Source organism: Microcoleus sp. D3_18_C2 (assembly GCF_036702395.1).
In the GTDB taxonomy this organism is placed as follows: Bacteria; Cyanobacteriota; Cyanobacteriia; order Cyanobacteriales; family Microcoleaceae; genus Microcoleus.
The window spans coordinates 1-15315 of record NZ_JAUBTG010000027.1 but is presented as its reverse complement, the minus strand read 5'-3'; the positions used below and the strand labels follow the sequence as shown (position 1 = coordinate 15315).

Sequence of the window (15315 nt, the reverse complement as noted above, 5' to 3'; positions counted from 1 at the left end):
GTAATTGTCGGGAATTCTTGAGCTATGATTAATAACTAATGACTAACCACTAATGACTAATGACCAATGACCAATGACTAATGACTAATAACTAATGACTAATAACTAATGACTGATGACTAATAATCAACCCGAATGGCAGCGATTGCAAAAAGCTCTTTCAGTAGAAGCCGATCGCGGATTTAACGACATCCAAGGCAGTCAATACCGCTTCAGCGAGTTTCTGGGCCTGAGTTTGAGACAGTTGGCAGGTTCTGTGGCGGCTTCGGCGCGCGAGCGAGCCAGACAACTAGCCGCTGAATTTGACATCTACCCTCAGAAGGATCTCGAACAGCGCCAACATTCGATCGCCATTACGGTGAGTTTCCTCAGACAAATGGAGCAAGTTTGGGAACAAGAAACTCGCCACCAGCAAGAACAAGTAGCACAAGTCAGACCCGCAAACGCTCCCCAACCAACCGCCCCGGCAGTTTCCGTTCCCCGAACAGCACCCCTGAGTACAGCCGCCGCACCACCAAGCCTGACTCTTGACCAACAGTTAACCCGCGTCACCGGCATCGGCCCTGCCAACGGCAACCGCTTGGTCAAACTTGGTTTATACACTGTATATGACTTGCTTTACTACTATCCCCGCAATCACATCGACTATGCAAAGCAAGTACAAATTCGCGAGCTAGTAGCTGGGGAAACTGTCACTTTAATCGCCGAAGTAAAGCGATGCAATTGCTTTTCTAGTCCGAAGAATAAGAAATTAACCATATTAGAAGTAATTTTAAAAGACCGCACCGGAGAGATAAAAATTAGTCGTTTTTTTGCAGGCCCTCGCTACAGCAATCGCGGTTGGCAAGAATTCAAAAAGCGCGAGTATTGTACTGGTGCAGTGCTGGCAGCTTCGGGGTTGGTGAAGCAGGGTAAATATGGAATTACTTTAGAAAATCCTGAGTTAGAAGTATTAGACGACTCCGGCGGTGCGATCGAATCAATGAAAGTCGGCCGCCTGATACCAGTTTATCCGCTGACGGAAGGGGTGGATGCCGGTTCGGTGAGGCGATCGATTTTGGCTGCAATGCCGGCGGCGAAAATGTTGCCAGAATCGCTACCAGAGGATTTGCGCGAGCGTTACGGTTTAATGGGTTTAGCCGATGCCGTGACTAATATTCACTTTCCGCTCGATCGAGATTGTTTGGCCGCCGCCCGCCGTCGCTTAGTTTTTGACGAATTTTTCTACCTGCAATTAGGACTTTTAAAGCGCCGCCAAACCCAAAGAAAAGCTCAAGCTAGTGCAGTCATCCTTCCTACTGGCAAATTGATCGAACATTTTTATGAAATCTTGCCTTTTGCCTTGACTAATGCTCAGGAAAGAGTCATCAATGACATCCTCAACGATTTAGCTTCATCGCAACCGATGAACAGATTAGTGCAAGGCGATGTCGGTGCTGGCAAAACCGTAGTAGCTGTCGTGGCAATGCTAGCAGCAATTCAATCCGGCTATCAAGCCGCTTTAATGGCGCCGACAGAAGTTTTAGCAGAACAGCATTACCGCAAATTGGTAGGTTGGTTTAACTTGATGCACTTGTCTGTCGAACTGTTAACTGGTTCCACAAAAGTAGCCAAGCGCCGCGAAATTCACAACCAATTAGAAACCGGAGAATTACCTGTTTTAGTGGGAACTCACGCGCTGATTCAAGATACAGTGAATTTCCATAAATTGGGTTTGGCGGTAATTGACGAACAGCACAGATTCGGTGTGCAGCAGCGCGCTAAATTGCAGCAAAAAGGCGAAGCTCCCCACGTTTTGACGATGACGGCAACTCCCATTCCCCGAACGCTGGCGCTGACGCTGCACGGGGATTTAGATGTGAGTCAAATTGATGAACTTCCCCCCGGTAGGCAGGCGATTCAAACCACTGTACTGTCTGCCAAAGAACGAATCCAAGCTTACGATTTGATTCGGCGGGAAGTGGCGAGCGGGCGTCAAGTTTATGTGGTGCTACCGCTGGTGGAGGAGTCGGAAAAGTTGGATGTGCGATCGGCAATTGAGGAAAAAGAGAAACTTGAAAAAAGTGTCTTTCCTGAGTTTAAGGTGGGTTTGCTCCACGGGAGAATGAGCAGTGCCGACAAAGATGACGCAATTTCTAAGTTTCGGGACAAAGAAACGGATATTTTAGTATCTACTACTGTCGTCGAGGTGGGAGTAGACGTGCCGAATGCCACGGTAATGCTGATTGAAAATTCTGAGCGTTTTGGACTGTCGCAACTGCACCAGTTGCGGGGTAGAGTTGGTCGGGGCAGCAACCGTTCTTATTGTTTGTTAATGCCCGGTTCCAAAACGGCGGAAGCTATGCAGAGAATGAAGGTTTTAGAACAATCTCAAGATGGCTTTTTTATTGCGGAAATGGACATGAGATTGCGCGGGCCTGGTCAGGTTTTGGGAACTCGGCAGTCGGGTTTGCCGGATTTTGCTTTGGCGAGTTTGGTGGAGGATCAGGAGGTTTTGGAGTTGGCGAGGGTGGCGGCTCAAATGGTAATTGAGAATGATGAAAGTTTGAATCAATGGCCGGTGGTGCGGGATGAATTGGAGCGGAGATATCAGCGGATGATGAGTGGGTCGATTTTGACTTAGAGTGTTTTGAACGCAGCAACGGGGTTTTTAATAATATTTTGTAGTGGCCGGTTAAGCAAAGATATATCAAAGCTGCCAGTTTATTGCTGCACTCAGCCCCCCTCCTCCCCACAGGGAGGTTTATTTGCACCTACTTATTTAATGTCAGTAATGTAAGAAATCGGTTTTCTTCCCATAAACTCACGTAAAATCCTAGGTTTTTTGTCAGGAAACGCGGTTTATACTTTTTTGCTGAGACTGCTGCAAAATATCAGGTTGAGCGAAACGTCAAAAACACGAAGTTGTTGGGTAGGAGTGCCTCAACCCAACCTACTTTCGGAGACGATTTTTCCCTTGGTCTAGGGTATTTTTATGAGTTGTCAGGCTTGGGGCTCTTATTAAACCAAGAATCCTTCGCAGGAATGACGGAGAAGTGTCAAAATTAAGATAGTCCTGCCAGAAACAGGAAAAAGGAAATCCGGCCTGTACTGGCCTTACCAGGCAACATTGATTCCTCGCTTGTCACGCTTGCAGGTGGTCGCCGACGGTTCGTCGCATTTAATCTCAACACTAATTTATGAAAGATCTCACTCGTTATCGAAATATCGGCATCTTCGCCCACGTAGATGCTGGCAAGACCACCACAACTGAAAGAATCCTGAAACTGACGGGTAAAATCCACAAAATCGGTGAAGTTCACGAAGGCGCGGCGACTACTGACTTCATGGAACAGGAGCAAGAGCGCGGTATTACGATTCAATCCGCTGCTACCACCTGCTTCTGGAACGAGCATCAGCTCAACATCATCGATACTCCCGGACACGTCGATTTTACGATCGAGGTTTACCGTTCTTTGAAGGTTCTCGATGGTGGCATTGGTGTGTTCTGCGGTTCGGGTGGAGTTGAACCGCAATCTGAAACCAACTGGCGCTACGCTAACGATTCCAAAGTCGCTCGCGTCATCTACATCAACAAGCTCGATCGCACCGGTGCAGATTTTTACCGCGTTGTCCAGCAAGTTGATAAAATCCTCGGCGCTAAACCGATGGTAATGGTATTGCCGATCGGCATAGAAGAAAAGTTTTGCGGCGTAGTCGATTTGCTGACCCGCAAAGCCTGGATCTGGGATGATTCCGGCGATCCCCTGAACTATCAAATTAAAGATGTTCCCGCCGATATGGTGGATGATGTCGAAACTTGGCGCGAAAAGTTGATCGAACTGGCCGTCGAGCAAGACGACACTGTGATGGAACAGTATCTCGAAGGCAACGAGCCGAGCCTCGACGACCTCAAGCGCTGCATTCGCAAAGGTACTCGCGATCGGGCATTTTTCCCCACCTACTGCGGCTCATCGTTTAAAAACAAAGGCGTGCAGTTGGTTCTCGATGCCGTAGTTGACTACCTACCAAACCCGATGGAAGTCACACCGCAGCCAGAAGTCGATCTCGATGGCGAGGAAACCGGCGAGTTTGCGATCGTCGATCCCAACAGGCCATTGCGGGCACTCGCGTTTAAGATCATGGACGATCGCTACGGCGCTCTAACCTTCACACGCTTGTACTCCGGTACTCTGTCCAAGGGCGACACCGTACTCAACACCGCCACAGGCAAAACCGAGCGCATCAGTCGTTTGGTGGAAATGCACGCCAACTCTCGCGAAGAAATTGAATCGGCCCAAGCCGGGGACATTGTGGCGATCGTCGGTATGAAAAACGTCCGCACCGGACACACCATCTGCGACCCTAAAAATCCCGCAACCCTAGAGCCGATGGTATTCCCCGATCCCGTTATTTCGATTTCGGTCAAACCGAAACAAAAAGGCGGCGAAGAAAAAATGGGAGCAGCCCTCACCAAGATGGTGCAAGAAGACCCTTCCTTCCACATGGTGACGGATCAAGAAAGTGGCGAAACGATTCTCAAGGGGATGGGCGAGTTACACCTCGACATCAAAGTAGACATTCTCAAGCGCACCCACGGCATCGAAGTAGAAGTCGGCGAACCACAGGTAGCCTACCGCGAGTCGATTACCAAGCGCCTCGAAGACGATTACACCCACAAAAAGCAATCAGGTGGTTCCGGTCAATTTGCCAAAATCGGCTATGTGATCGAGCCTGGTGAGCCTGGAAGTGGCTTCATATTTGAGTCAAAAGTGACTGGTGGTAGTGTACCGAGAGAATATTGGCCAGCGGTCGAAAAAGGCTTTGAAAGCTGCATCGACAAAGGCGTCTTGGCTGGATTCCCCTGCTTGGACTTGAAATTCACCCTTCTAGAAGGCGGTTTCCACCCCGTTGACTCGTCAGCAATGGCTTTTGAAATTGCTGCCAAAGCGGCCTATCGTCAGTCTTTGCCGAAAGCCGGGCCTCAGTTGCTCGAACCGATTATGAATGTCGATGTATTCACTCCAGATGACTACATGGGCGACGTGATCGGCGACCTCAACCGCCGCCGTGGGATGATGAAATCTCAGGAGACAGGACAAACTGGAGCGCGGATCAAGGCAGATGTGCCGTTGAGCGAAATGTTTGGTTACATTAGCGATTTGCGTACTATGACATCTGGCCGCGGTCAGTTTTCCATGTCCTTCTCGCACTATGCTCCTTGTCCTAATAACATCGCTGAAGAAGTGATTAAGGCGGCAAAAGAGCGTCAAGCTGCGAAGTAGTGTATTTGACTCCTGGTAGGTGCTATCTGGAGTCAAACAGAACAATTCAATCCCCGACAACTTCTACGAAGTCGGGGATTTAATCTAGATAATAAGTACAGTGAGGTTCGACAAAAAAATATGATTGAGTCGATCGCAACACTTTCACTAACAGACTTCCTCGCTCAACCGGATATTGAATCCTCGCCTGCATGGGAATTTATTCTGGGACGAGCAGTTCAAAAAACTATGCCAACCCTTTTTCATTCGCGACTGCAACACAACTTGGTTAACTATATCAACGATCGGACTGATCGATTTGAAGCGATACCAGAGTTGCGTTGCTTGGTACTTCCCTACTCGCCAGTACCAGATATAGCGATTGTAGCAGGCGATCGGCTTACCGATGAAGACGGACCACTTAACGGCGCACCGGATTGGTTAATTGAAATTCTATCGCCGGATCAAAGCACTTTAAAATTGCAGAATAAGATCCTCCACTGCCTCATTAACGGCACGCAATTAGCATGGCTAATCGATCTCTCTCACCAACAAGTTTGGGTATGGCAGGGTGAGGAGCTACCTATAATCTGTTCGGGTGCAGATATTTTACCAGTTTTAGGTATTCTCCCGGAACTTACGGTTGATGCTGTGATGGCTATGATTCGCCGACAGTAGGCATTTTATTAGAAAACTGGGTTTAAAACCCCGTTGATAGTAATTAGGGTTTGCTGAATATAGCGCATATTGCGTGGTCTGGGTTTGCGATCGGCTTATTCAGCAAGCCCCACATATTAGATAGTAGAACCACGAGCAGATTTCAACAACATCTGGATTTCTTCAAGACTAAATGGTGGTGAACGACGATGAATCATAGCGTGACAATTTGGACAAACAGGACGCAAATCTTTTATAGGGTCAATTTCATACTCTTCTGCAATTTCTGAAAGGGGTTTTAGATGATGAACATGAATGAAACCTTTTCCTGGTTGTCCAAAAGTTTTGCCAAAATCGAAATTACAAATATAGCAACTTGAACCGTAATAATCAATACATTTTTGCCGAGCTTTAGGCTCTCGTTCATAGGCATTGACTGAAACTTGCCGTACTGCCCCCTCACGAAATGTTTGTACTGCATCTACTTCATCAGGAAAGAATCTAGTAGTAGTTACAGATTCCTGAACCTGAAGCGGATTTTGCCAATCCAACAAACATTTTAGGTATTTTTCAAAAAGCGGATTTTGCCAATCCCTCAAACATTTTAGATATTCTTCAAAACGGTCTTCCTCACCAAGATACACATTTATTGCAGCACGAAAGATAGCAAAGAGTTCGACAAAGTTATCAATCACTGGCTGAGCTGCCTCTAGGTCTTTAATAGGAAGAACTAGGGATGGACTCTGAATATAAGTACCTTTTCCATCTCGTTCAGGAACTAATTGCAGCTTGTTAATGAACTCATCATACTCTAAATTTTCATCTTCTTTCGGTGCAATAGTTTCAGAGTAAACTTCATATTCACCCTGCTCCCAAATCTGAGTAACATCTTTCAAATGCTTCTTCAGGACTTGAACAATCGGATTCCCTTCTAGTCCTCTTAATCCAAAAAAGTTCACAAATAAACTATCAGAAGTACACTCGAATCTCAGTTGGAAATACCAAGTTCCTTTTATAGTCAAGCCAGCGCTTGCTATTTTGAATGGCTTGGTTTTCTTGGCTCCAGAGCGATGAGCTGGTGTAGTCGTTATTCGACAATCTGAGAGTACATCTGTGCCATAAACTTGGTGAATTTGGTCACAAGCTTGTTTAATGATTATTTTAAGCTTAGGGACAAGTAATTCTTTTAGCTTATCAGCACGCTCTCGATTGTCTTCGACTGAGAAGAGATATTGTTCAGCAGACCCTATGAGTGGCAAGTCAACGATTTCTGACAATTCGGTTTCCTCAACTGAACTCATATTTGTTCTCCGACATGACAAGTGCAATGAAAACTAATTGATATTTTAACTTTTTTTCGACATATCCTGAAATAGGTCATGCTTCCCCGGCTCCTAAAACTTGTGCTGTGGTGAGTTTCAGCCTTGTAGGGTGCGTCAGTTAGAATACTTACAGGACTTGGGAAACGCTTATGGACTGACGCACCCTACTATCGTCTTTTAAATGCCGAACAGCTTATGACTCAAATAAATCCCGATCGCACTGCTGGTACAATTGCGATCGACGTTTGCGCTCAATCAAACGGGCAGTATCTTTGTCAGATTTCGTCATCTCTGAGCGATCGCCCTGATGATACCATTAATTTTTACGGACAAACGAAAGAACACGCGATCGCGATCGCCCTAGAAAATTTAGCATCTCGCTACCGCCAGCAAGCCGAAGAGTCTCAAAATATAGATTGGGACGCGGTGGAAATTTCGGATTCTGGAGAGCCAATTGAAAAGCGTTATCACGTAATTTTGCACTACGAACGAATTGCTAAGGATGAATCTAAGTTTGAGGCAATGCACAATACAATGCTCGGAAATACAGTAGTTGAAAATGCCAAAATTTCAATAATTGAGATCGATCCCGATATCGAAATCGAGGCCAGAGGGCTATCAAAATATTGAGGCATCGGGACTTAGGTGCAGATGGGCATCTTACCCTACGCATCAACGATCGAAACGTGAGTTTGAGGCGGCGATCGACTAGAAGCGATCGCATAATTTCAAATCCCCAAAATTTCTTTTCTATTACTCCCCCGCAAAATCTGCCCTAAACTTCTCCACAACTCGATTTAACTCCACCGAATGAGAGGCCTTAAATAAAATACGATCGCCCTTTTCGACAAATCCCAACAACCGCTTTGCTAAATCTTCCCGCCCATCCTTGGCTGTAATATCTCCTATCTCCACAAAAGGCAAACCCGCAGCGCCCGCAGCCATCGCCGCCGCCTCCTCAAAATCCGCAAAAACAAACAAAGCATCAAGATGCAAATCTCGCGCCGCTGTTCCCACTTGTCGGTGAAATTCGATCGCCCTTTCGCCCAATTCCTTCATCGTTCCTAACACCGCAATCCGGCGCTTTCCTGGAGTATCTGCTAACAGTCTCAGGGCCGCCAACATCGACTCCAAACCAGCATTGTAAGTCTCATCCAGAATCACAATATCCTGCGGCAAATCGTAGCGGCGCGCCCGTCCATCCGGTAACTGCACAGACAAACCTTGCTTTAAAACTTCCCAATCAATACCTAAAACTTTTCCTACCGCCAAAGCCGCCAAATAATTTACAGCATTGTGCCGTCCCGGCAGCGGCAGCGGCAATTCTATACCATCTATAAGTATTGTATCATGAGTGAGCAATTCTCCGCACAAATCCCCGCCTTCTAAACCGTAACTTAAAGTTTTTCCCTGCCAAATTTCGGTCGCAGTTGCGATTAATCTATGATTATCGTGATTTAGAATAGCAATGCTATCAGCAGGCATTTCGGCTAAAAGTTCGCACTTAGCTTGGGCGATCGCCTCTTCCGAACCCAATCGCCCAATATGCGCCGTTCCTACATTAGTAATTACCGCAATAGTAGGACGCGCAATTTGCGACAGCAGCGCAATTTCGCCACTCCCGCGCATTCCCATTTCGATTACAGCATAATTGTGTGTCGATGAAAGCTCCAACAGAGTTTTCGGTACTCCAATTTCATTGTTGTAGTTATATTGAGTTTTAAGAACATTTCCACTCGTTGACAAAACCGCTGCAATTAACTCTTTAACAGTAGTTTTACCTACAGACCCAGTAACAGCAACTATAGGTATACTGAATTGGTCACGCCACCAACGGGCGATCGACTGGTAAGCTTTTAAAGTATCGTCAACGCGCAACAGCGGAAAATTAGGCAATTCCTCTTGCCAATGTCGATCGACAATCGCGGCAATCGCCCCCAAATCCCTGGCTTTTGCCACAAATTGATGGCCGTCAAAATTGTCTCCCCGCAGCGCCAAAAATACTTCACCCCCCTCAAGAGTGCGCGTATCTGTGGCAATACCTGTCCCTACAACTGTCAAAACGCCTTCAGACACAGTAGGCAAAGGTACAGTTAAAATTTCAGCAAGTTGGGCGATACTTACGCGACAAACCATAACCAGCACTCACATTTAAAATAATTATTTTCACAGCTAATTCTACCTCGCCCAACCTCAAATTTAACTAACAGCGGGCGGCGGATCGGGATTGACCTCGATCATCCTAATACTAAATCGTCGGTTCACCAAAAAATTATCCCGTACCCACCCACGATCTTTACCAATACTTTACACAGTCGATGGTATTTAAGGCCTTGCTAATTACCAACAATTCATGTCATGCTGGTGTTGATAAATAGTTTAACTAAGCAAAAAATATCGATCGGCATAAGCTGCTGACCGCTTCTACCCATAAGTCTCCGCCGGCGAGAAGCTCGGTTGACTCAATTATTGCGATTCATTTGCCAATTCATCAAAATAATAGCGCTGAAAGCTCCTGCCCCAGCCTCGGAGGGTTAATCCACAGTGAACGACTACAACAGACAAAGCCACGAAGAAGAACAGCTACTTTACAAGCACTGGCTGGAGTTGGTACAACGAGAGCAGCCTGCCGAACTCATCAGCCGCTTTCGCACTTTGTTTATCCAGGGTACCGGATATCCCGATCGCTCGATCGCCGAAGCACTCGAAAAAATAGCAGCCTCAAAACACGCCGAACAAGAATTCAAATACATTCTCAACCGCTGCTGCCACATCCTGATCAACCGCTGGCAAACCTACCCCAGCAAGCAAGCAGCCATCCCTGAATTGATCGCTCTGTTTGAAGAAGCACCCAAAATCTTATTTGGATACCATAGATCGCGGGGGCGAGGCTCCATCCCCCAATTAGTAAATCAATTTACCGAAAGCGAACAGTACCTCACCCTCCAACGTTTAGCCAAAGTCATAACTCACAACAATGAAGATAGCAGCAGCAAAACCCCTGCTACCCTCGCCCTCGGAACCTTAATTCCCCGCTACCCTTACCTGTACAAACACTGCCTGCTCAGCGACGACAGCAGCTACGAACAGCAAAAAATCATTAAAAAAATCCAAGCTCAAAAGCAGCAGCAATTTGAGATCAACCTCTCCCAGTATGTTGCTCACCAAGTGAGAAAAGCCCAAACAGCGCGTCGGGAAACCTCAATTGTCTTCAAAAGAAGTATACAACCTATAAAAAATCCGACCCTGTTGACCGACCCGGAACTATTCTTTGCCCTCAAGCAATTTGTCGGAAAAGTAGAAGGAGCAGATACCTACAGACAGCTAGCGGGCCGTTTCACGGCGAACGCCAGCACAAATCAGTCCTACCGCTCCTTTAAAGACGACTTGTACGAATACCTGATTTCTTCTGTCACCGACGATCGCTACGGCAAACGTCTCTTTAACGAAAAATTGTATAAGCAACTACAAAATACCCTGCCCCACAGCGACGATCAGAAGTTTAATGAATTTTTAATGATCAGAACTTGCAGCCAGTTATTGAACTTTTTAGTAGTAGAGAGTCCTGTGCGGCCCAACCACTTTGTCTTCATCGACTTGATCTCAAACCTCGGTCCCACCCAAACCACAGGTTTGCTGCTGAAAATCGTACTAATTTGCGGCAAAGTCAAGCCCTACCTAGAAAAGCGGCTGGCAATTTTGTTCGGTCACTACGAATGCAGTACTCGAGAAGGCGTAGTCTGGTTAGTCAAAGCCCTGGAAAACGTAAACCTAGCTTTGAGTACCAACTTTGGCAAGGTGGATGTATCTTTCCTGCGATGAGAGGGCGCGGCATAACTTTCTCTGCTTCCACTGCAGGCAAAACATCACACCGATCGACCAGGTTTCTGAATACCCTAAAAGTTTTACCTTTAATTAGAACAACTTAATTAACTCCTGAAACCTACTCAAAAGACTCTATTCTATGTTAAAGTATCAAGTGTGAATCAGATTCAGTTGCAGGCTTTGTTCATTGCTACAGAATTGTCTAAAAACTTGCCCTTCTGTATCGGCAGGGGACTCTCCGAAACTGAAATCTTCGCACTGTCTAAATTTTGGAGTTATTCCTCATGTCGATATACGTCGGTAACTTATCCTACCAAGTTACCCAAGAAGACATCACCACCGTCTTCGCCGAATACGGAACCGTTAAGCGAGTACATCTACCTACCGACAGAGAAACCAGTCGCCCCCGCGGCTTCGGTTTTGTAGAAATGTCCACAGATGCAGAAGAAGATGCAGCCATTAGCGCTCTCGACGGAGCAGAGTGGATGGGTCGCGACCTCAAAGTTAACAAAGCTAAACCCCGCGAAGATGAAGGCCGGGGTGGCGGCAACCGGGGCGGCGGTGGCCCTGGAAAATTTGCTCGCGGAGGGGGCGGCGGCGGAGGACGTTATTAATTTCCTCTGAGAAAGATTTGAGATTGGAGAGTTGAAATTGGCGCCAGAGCTCACCTAGCTCCGAACCACTTCCGGTCGTTCCGAAAAATCTATGCTCTTCAAATTTCCATATCTACCCGATTAAATATACCAAAAAGCCAAGGGCCTAACCCTTGGCTTTTTGGTATGTATGAGGGTTGACGGTATAAGTCGGAAATCGGCTGGGCGAATCCGTTGCAGTACCGTCAGGTTCTAATCGTCAGGTTCGATGCTGCTGCTCAATCCGTGATTATTGAGCGTTTCAGCGTAAAACTCAGCGTGTTCGAGAGCGCAAACAATCACCAATCCCATCCCGTTAGTATGGGCTTCCATCATCACATTTACCGCCTGTGGCTGAGTCAGACTCGGTACCGTCGCCATCAAAGTCTGCACCACGTACTCCATAGGATTGAAATCATCATTGTGCAGCAGAACGCGGTAGCGTGGTGCAAGCTTGCGGACTGTGGAAGGCTTTTGAATAATTTCGACAGACACTAATCTATACCTCCTGACTTGTAAAATGTTAAAATTTGTCAACAATCTTGAGCCGGATTCCTCCGCTGTGCAAGACTATCTCACTTTCAGCTATTTTATTGAAATCTGAAAATTCAGACAAGGCAGCCCCTTGGTCGATCGCAAGCTGTGAACCCAACACCAAACCCACAGGGCGTGTCCTGGGCCCTGGGCAACCACCTTCCTAGCGCCATAATATTAGAAAGGCGCGATCGGTTAAAAATAACAAACTACTACCTGTTGAGTCTCCAGAACTGAGGGAACGAACATTATATGAAACGCAAACCTAAATCCTACAACGACAGATTCAGCGGCGACCCATCCCGAGCAGATGAAGACTCCGACTACCCAGGCTCCTTTGGCGGACAGTCGCGGCGTCAACCTCAGTCCGGTAAACCCTCTTTCCTCAATTCCGCCACCCTAGGGATTTTAACAGCCGTCTTTATTCTGGGAATTGGCATTGGCATTGCCTTTAGCTCCACAGCTACAATTAGCCCAGAGAACGTAGCCTCCCGCGAATTTATCGATCGCAGCGCCCCGAACCCAGAACTTTGCGTGCAGTTTGGAGCAAGCGCGATGGTGACAGATATGCGCCTCTACGTCACCCTCAACCCCTTCAACGTCTACATCTCGCAGCCGAGTATGCGCCCCGGATGCGTCCTGCGAACCAATAACTGGGCAATTCTCGAACAAAGAAAACTCATCAGCCAAGACCAAGTGCGCGATTGCAAAAATCGCATGAACACCTTTGGCTTCACCGGCCCCTTGGAAGCTCAACCCGAAATTAACTGTATCTACCAAAATGACGGCGCTAAAAACCTGTTCCTCAACCAACCGGGTTCGATAGCTCCAACCAGTGAAGGTCAAAATTTCTAAATCGCCGATATAGCGGTTTTCAGTTGAGTCAATTACAGATATGGGGTAGGGATTTAGGCAAAGCCTAAGTCCCTACTTTATTTCAGAGAATGGAAAACTCCTTCTGGCTTCAAAAACCAAACTGGGGCAAATCTTCCGTTAACTGAACTTGAAAAATTTGGCCGGGTTGAATCGTAGCAGGTTGAGGAGCAGCCACGTAAGTTGTAGCAACACCACCTGCTGCTCCCGCCAACAAACCGACACCGGAAAAGCCGCTCAGCAAGAACAAAGCTAAGCCACCAATACCAGTATTTCGCAACAAACTGCGATCGGAAGGCTGTTGTCGGCGGCCTCCCACGGGTTCTGAGCGAGCCAACAGAGGAATATTGCGGCCGTTGAGACTAATAGCTTCGACCACAAATCGACTGCCGAGGTTGGTCGTTTCAAACCGACCGATGACCGGCGTATTAGCAGGTACGATCGTATTGCCGCGACTGTCGAAAATTCCCCCTTGCAGCAGCAGCACTTCCTCTTGGCTGGGCTTCGCTTGCAGCCGCAAAGCCCGATCGCCCGGGTATAGTAAACTCAGCTCCGTGCCCGCCGGCAACAAGACATTCGCCCCAGTCGCAGCCTGCAAAGGAGCATTCGATCGTCCCCCAGGAAGCGGTTCACCAAAAGTAAGCGTCCGCTGTTGGGGTGCAGCAGCCGTTATTTGAGGATCTAGGCGGGGTAGAGCAGCAGCTTGTACCCCACGGCGTTCGTCAAGGCGAACATTGACTAAAGGCACTCTTAGCGGCCGGATTTGGTCATTGGGAGTTGGCGGCTGCGAATAATTTGTAGCGGGATTCGGGGAAGTAGGAGGCTCAGGTCGATCGACCTCTGGGGCAGCAGTTGAGTTGGAATCTGTCAGCCGCTGGTTTTGCGGTACTTGTATGGCAGGCTGGGGTTGAGTTTCGGGAGTTTCCATAATTCGAGTCGGTTCGATCGAAGGACGCAACACCCAGCGATTTTCTAACCCGCTTCTTTGGAATTGAACTTTCCCCGCGCTGAAACCGACTCCAGGAGCCAAATTGACCAGAATTCTCGCCGTTCCCGGTTGAAGTTGACTCACTTCCACAGAACGCACTCTGCCTTGCGGGTATAGCTGAGTTGCATCTACTCCGATCTCAGTATTGGGCAAATCCACAGCAATCTGAGACGGATTGAGTAGAGAATATCTGGGGGTTGTTCCCTCTGGGAGAGTAATTTCTAGCTGATTTGTCGCCGGATCGAATTTCCAACTTGTGACTGTAGAAGCATTTGCTGGTTCCAGTGTTGCTGGCACTGCTGCAACTGCGGCAACGACTGCTAGACTCAGACTCAGTGACTCGATCGCAAACAATCCGGGTGCTAGATAATTAACAGTCAATTTTTGTAAGTCTTCCCAAAATTTTCGTGGTAATTTTTTGTATGGCATGGCTGCTGGGTGAAATTTTTGATCTGAAATAGATTATGGATGGGAAAATTTTGCCTTCGGATAACGCTGAAAGTTTAACATTATTGCGATATGAAAAATTTAACTAAATGGAAATTATTGCGATCGCGCTTCGTTCTTAACAACAAGTGGTGTCAGGTTAGACAAGATGAAATAGAATTGCCAAGCGGACAAATTATAGACGACTTTTTTGTTAATGTCCGACCCAACATCGCCCTCGTATTTGCCACGACAGAGCAGCAAGAACTTTTATTAGTGCGCCAATACAGGCACGGAGTAGGCGAAATTTTGCTGGAACTGCCTGCTGGATCTTTCAATCCTGCTGAAGAGAGCGGCAAATCGGCAGCCGCCAGAGAACTTGCCGAAGAAACGGGATATGTTGCTGAAGAAATTTTGGAACTAGCAACCTTATATGATAACCCCGTAAAAGACACCAATTCTATCTACCTATACTTTGCTAAAAATGTCAAGCTTGCCAGCCAAATACAATTAGATATTACAGAAGATATTGAAGTAGTTTTAATCCCACTTACCGAAGTTTTGTTGAAAATAAAAAACCGAGAAATTTGTGTAGCAGGAAGCATCGCAGCTATTTTTTTAGGATTAGAATTTTTGAATGAACAGCGGTAAGGTGCTGTGTGAATGGAACCCTACACGCTGTTTTTTGTGAGAATTGTCTTAAGTCGAAAGAGTCATAAAATCCAGAGAAGTAATAGTATTATCAGCGCCAAAAACCTGAGCCAAAACCTCCCCAGTCGCCGCAACTTGTAGCAGTGTGCTATTGGCAGTCGAAT

12 protein-coding genes are annotated in these 15315 nt (G+C 47.0%); 8 read left to right on the top strand and 4 right to left on the bottom strand.

The window, feature by feature from the left end; all coding sequences use genetic code 11:
• Positions 1-115 precede the first annotated feature (115 nt).
• The 3 genes from recG to QUA88_RS17110 all read left to right on the top strand — a co-directional run bounded on the left by recG (position 116) and on the right by QUA88_RS17110 (position 5921).
• The gene (gene recG, locus QUA88_RS17120; RefSeq protein WP_333272788.1) at positions 116-2623 is read left to right on the top strand and encodes an ATP-dependent DNA helicase RecG; all 2508 of its coding nucleotides are present in this window, start codon (positions 116-118) and stop codon (positions 2621-2623) included.
• Positions 2624-3179: 556 nt separating this feature from the next.
• Entirely contained in the window at positions 3180-5264 is a 2085-nt protein-coding gene (fusA, locus tag QUA88_RS17115; protein ID WP_333056027.1) for an elongation factor G, read from the top strand.
• A gap of 120 nt (positions 5265-5384) precedes the next feature.
• Positions 5385-5921 (top strand): Uma2 family endonuclease, encoded by a 537-nt coding sequence (locus QUA88_RS17110; protein WP_333100238.1) that lies wholly within the window; start codon positions 5385-5387, stop codon positions 5919-5921.
• Between the two features lie 116 nt (positions 5922-6037).
• Here the strand turns inward: QUA88_RS17110 and QUA88_RS17105 are convergent, their stop codons facing one another.
• The gene (locus QUA88_RS17105) at positions 6038-7201 is read right to left on the bottom strand and encodes an HNH endonuclease (protein WP_333272783.1); all 1164 of its coding nucleotides are present in this window, start codon (positions 7199-7201) and stop codon (positions 6038-6040) included.
• Positions 7202-7417: 216 nt separating this feature from the next.
• Between QUA88_RS17105 and QUA88_RS17100 the strand changes: the two genes are divergently transcribed.
• Positions 7418-7852 (top strand): hypothetical protein, encoded by a 435-nt coding sequence (locus QUA88_RS17100; protein WP_333233458.1) that lies wholly within the window; start codon positions 7418-7420, stop codon positions 7850-7852.
• 123 nt (positions 7853-7975) lie between these two features.
• Here the strand turns inward: QUA88_RS17100 and QUA88_RS17095 are convergent, their stop codons facing one another.
• Positions 7976-9358, bottom strand: a complete 1383-nt coding sequence (locus QUA88_RS17095) for a UDP-N-acetylmuramoyl-tripeptide--D-alanyl-D-alanine ligase (RefSeq protein WP_333272780.1) — start codon at positions 9356-9358, stop codon at positions 7976-7978.
• Positions 9359-9766: 408 nt separating this feature from the next.
• Here QUA88_RS17095 and QUA88_RS17090 point away from each other — a divergent pair, with 408 nt between their 5' ends.
• Together QUA88_RS17090 and QUA88_RS17085 are read left to right on the top strand one after the other, a co-directional pair.
• Positions 9767-11044, top strand: a complete 1278-nt coding sequence (locus QUA88_RS17090; RefSeq protein ID WP_333057011.1) for a hypothetical protein — start codon at positions 9767-9769, stop codon at positions 11042-11044.
• Between the two features lie 287 nt (positions 11045-11331).
• The gene (locus QUA88_RS17085; RefSeq protein WP_172192890.1) at positions 11332-11661 is read left to right on the top strand and encodes an RNA recognition motif domain-containing protein; all 330 of its coding nucleotides are present in this window, start codon (positions 11332-11334) and stop codon (positions 11659-11661) included.
• Between the two features lie 231 nt (positions 11662-11892).
• Here QUA88_RS17085 and clpS read toward each other — a convergent pair whose 3' ends face one another.
• Positions 11893-12174: an ATP-dependent Clp protease adapter ClpS gene (clpS, locus tag QUA88_RS17080; protein WP_015178019.1), complete on the bottom strand. Its 282-nt coding sequence runs from the start codon at positions 12172-12174 to the stop codon at positions 11893-11895.
• 291 nt (positions 12175-12465) lie between these two features.
• Between clpS and QUA88_RS17075 the strand changes: the two genes are divergently transcribed.
• Positions 12466-13068: a DUF3172 domain-containing protein gene (locus tag QUA88_RS17075; RefSeq protein ID WP_333057009.1), complete on the top strand. Its 603-nt coding sequence runs from the start codon at positions 12466-12468 to the stop codon at positions 13066-13068.
• 109 nt (positions 13069-13177) lie between these two features.
• On the opposite strand, the gene QUA88_RS17070 is transcribed toward QUA88_RS17075, so the two are convergent.
• Positions 13178-14503, bottom strand: a complete 1326-nt coding sequence (locus QUA88_RS17070) for an AMIN domain-containing protein (protein WP_333272776.1) — start codon at positions 14501-14503, stop codon at positions 13178-13180.
• 90 nt (positions 14504-14593) lie between these two features.
• Between QUA88_RS17070 and QUA88_RS17065 the strand changes: the two genes are divergently transcribed.
• Positions 14594-15151 (top strand): NUDIX hydrolase, encoded by a 558-nt coding sequence (locus tag QUA88_RS17065; protein ID WP_333057007.1) that lies wholly within the window; start codon positions 14594-14596, stop codon positions 15149-15151.
• The last annotated feature ends 164 nt before the right edge of the window (positions 15152-15315 follow it).

Excerpts from the sequence above, each read along its gene's own strand:
- recG (WP_333272788.1), top strand. The coding sequence starts at position 116 with ATGACTAATAATCAACCCGAATGGCAGCGATTGCAAAAAGCTCTTTCA.
- fusA (WP_333056027.1), top strand. The coding sequence starts at position 3,180 with ATGAAAGATCTCACTCGTTATCGAAATATCGGCATCTTCGCCCACGTA.
- QUA88_RS17110 (WP_333100238.1), top strand. The coding sequence starts at position 5,385 with ATGATTGAGTCGATCGCAACACTTTCACTAACAGACTTCCTCGCTCAA.
- QUA88_RS17105 (WP_333272783.1), bottom strand. The coding sequence starts at position 7,201 with ATGAGTTCAGTTGAGGAAACCGAATTGTCAGAAATCGTTGACTTGCCA.
- QUA88_RS17100 (WP_333233458.1), top strand. The coding sequence starts at position 7,418 with ATGACTCAAATAAATCCCGATCGCACTGCTGGTACAATTGCGATCGAC.
- QUA88_RS17095 (WP_333272780.1), bottom strand. The coding sequence starts at position 9,358 with ATGGTTTGTCGCGTAAGTATCGCCCAACTTGCTGAAATTTTAACTGTA.
- QUA88_RS17085 (WP_172192890.1), top strand. The coding sequence starts at position 11,332 with ATGTCGATATACGTCGGTAACTTATCCTACCAAGTTACCCAAGAAGAC.
- QUA88_RS17075 (WP_333057009.1), top strand. The coding sequence starts at position 12,466 with ATGAAACGCAAACCTAAATCCTACAACGACAGATTCAGCGGCGACCCA.
- QUA88_RS17070 (WP_333272776.1), bottom strand. The coding sequence starts at position 14,503 with ATGCCATACAAAAAATTACCACGAAAATTTTGGGAAGACTTACAAAAA.
- QUA88_RS17065 (WP_333057007.1), top strand. The coding sequence starts at position 14,594 with ATGAAAAATTTAACTAAATGGAAATTATTGCGATCGCGCTTCGTTCTT.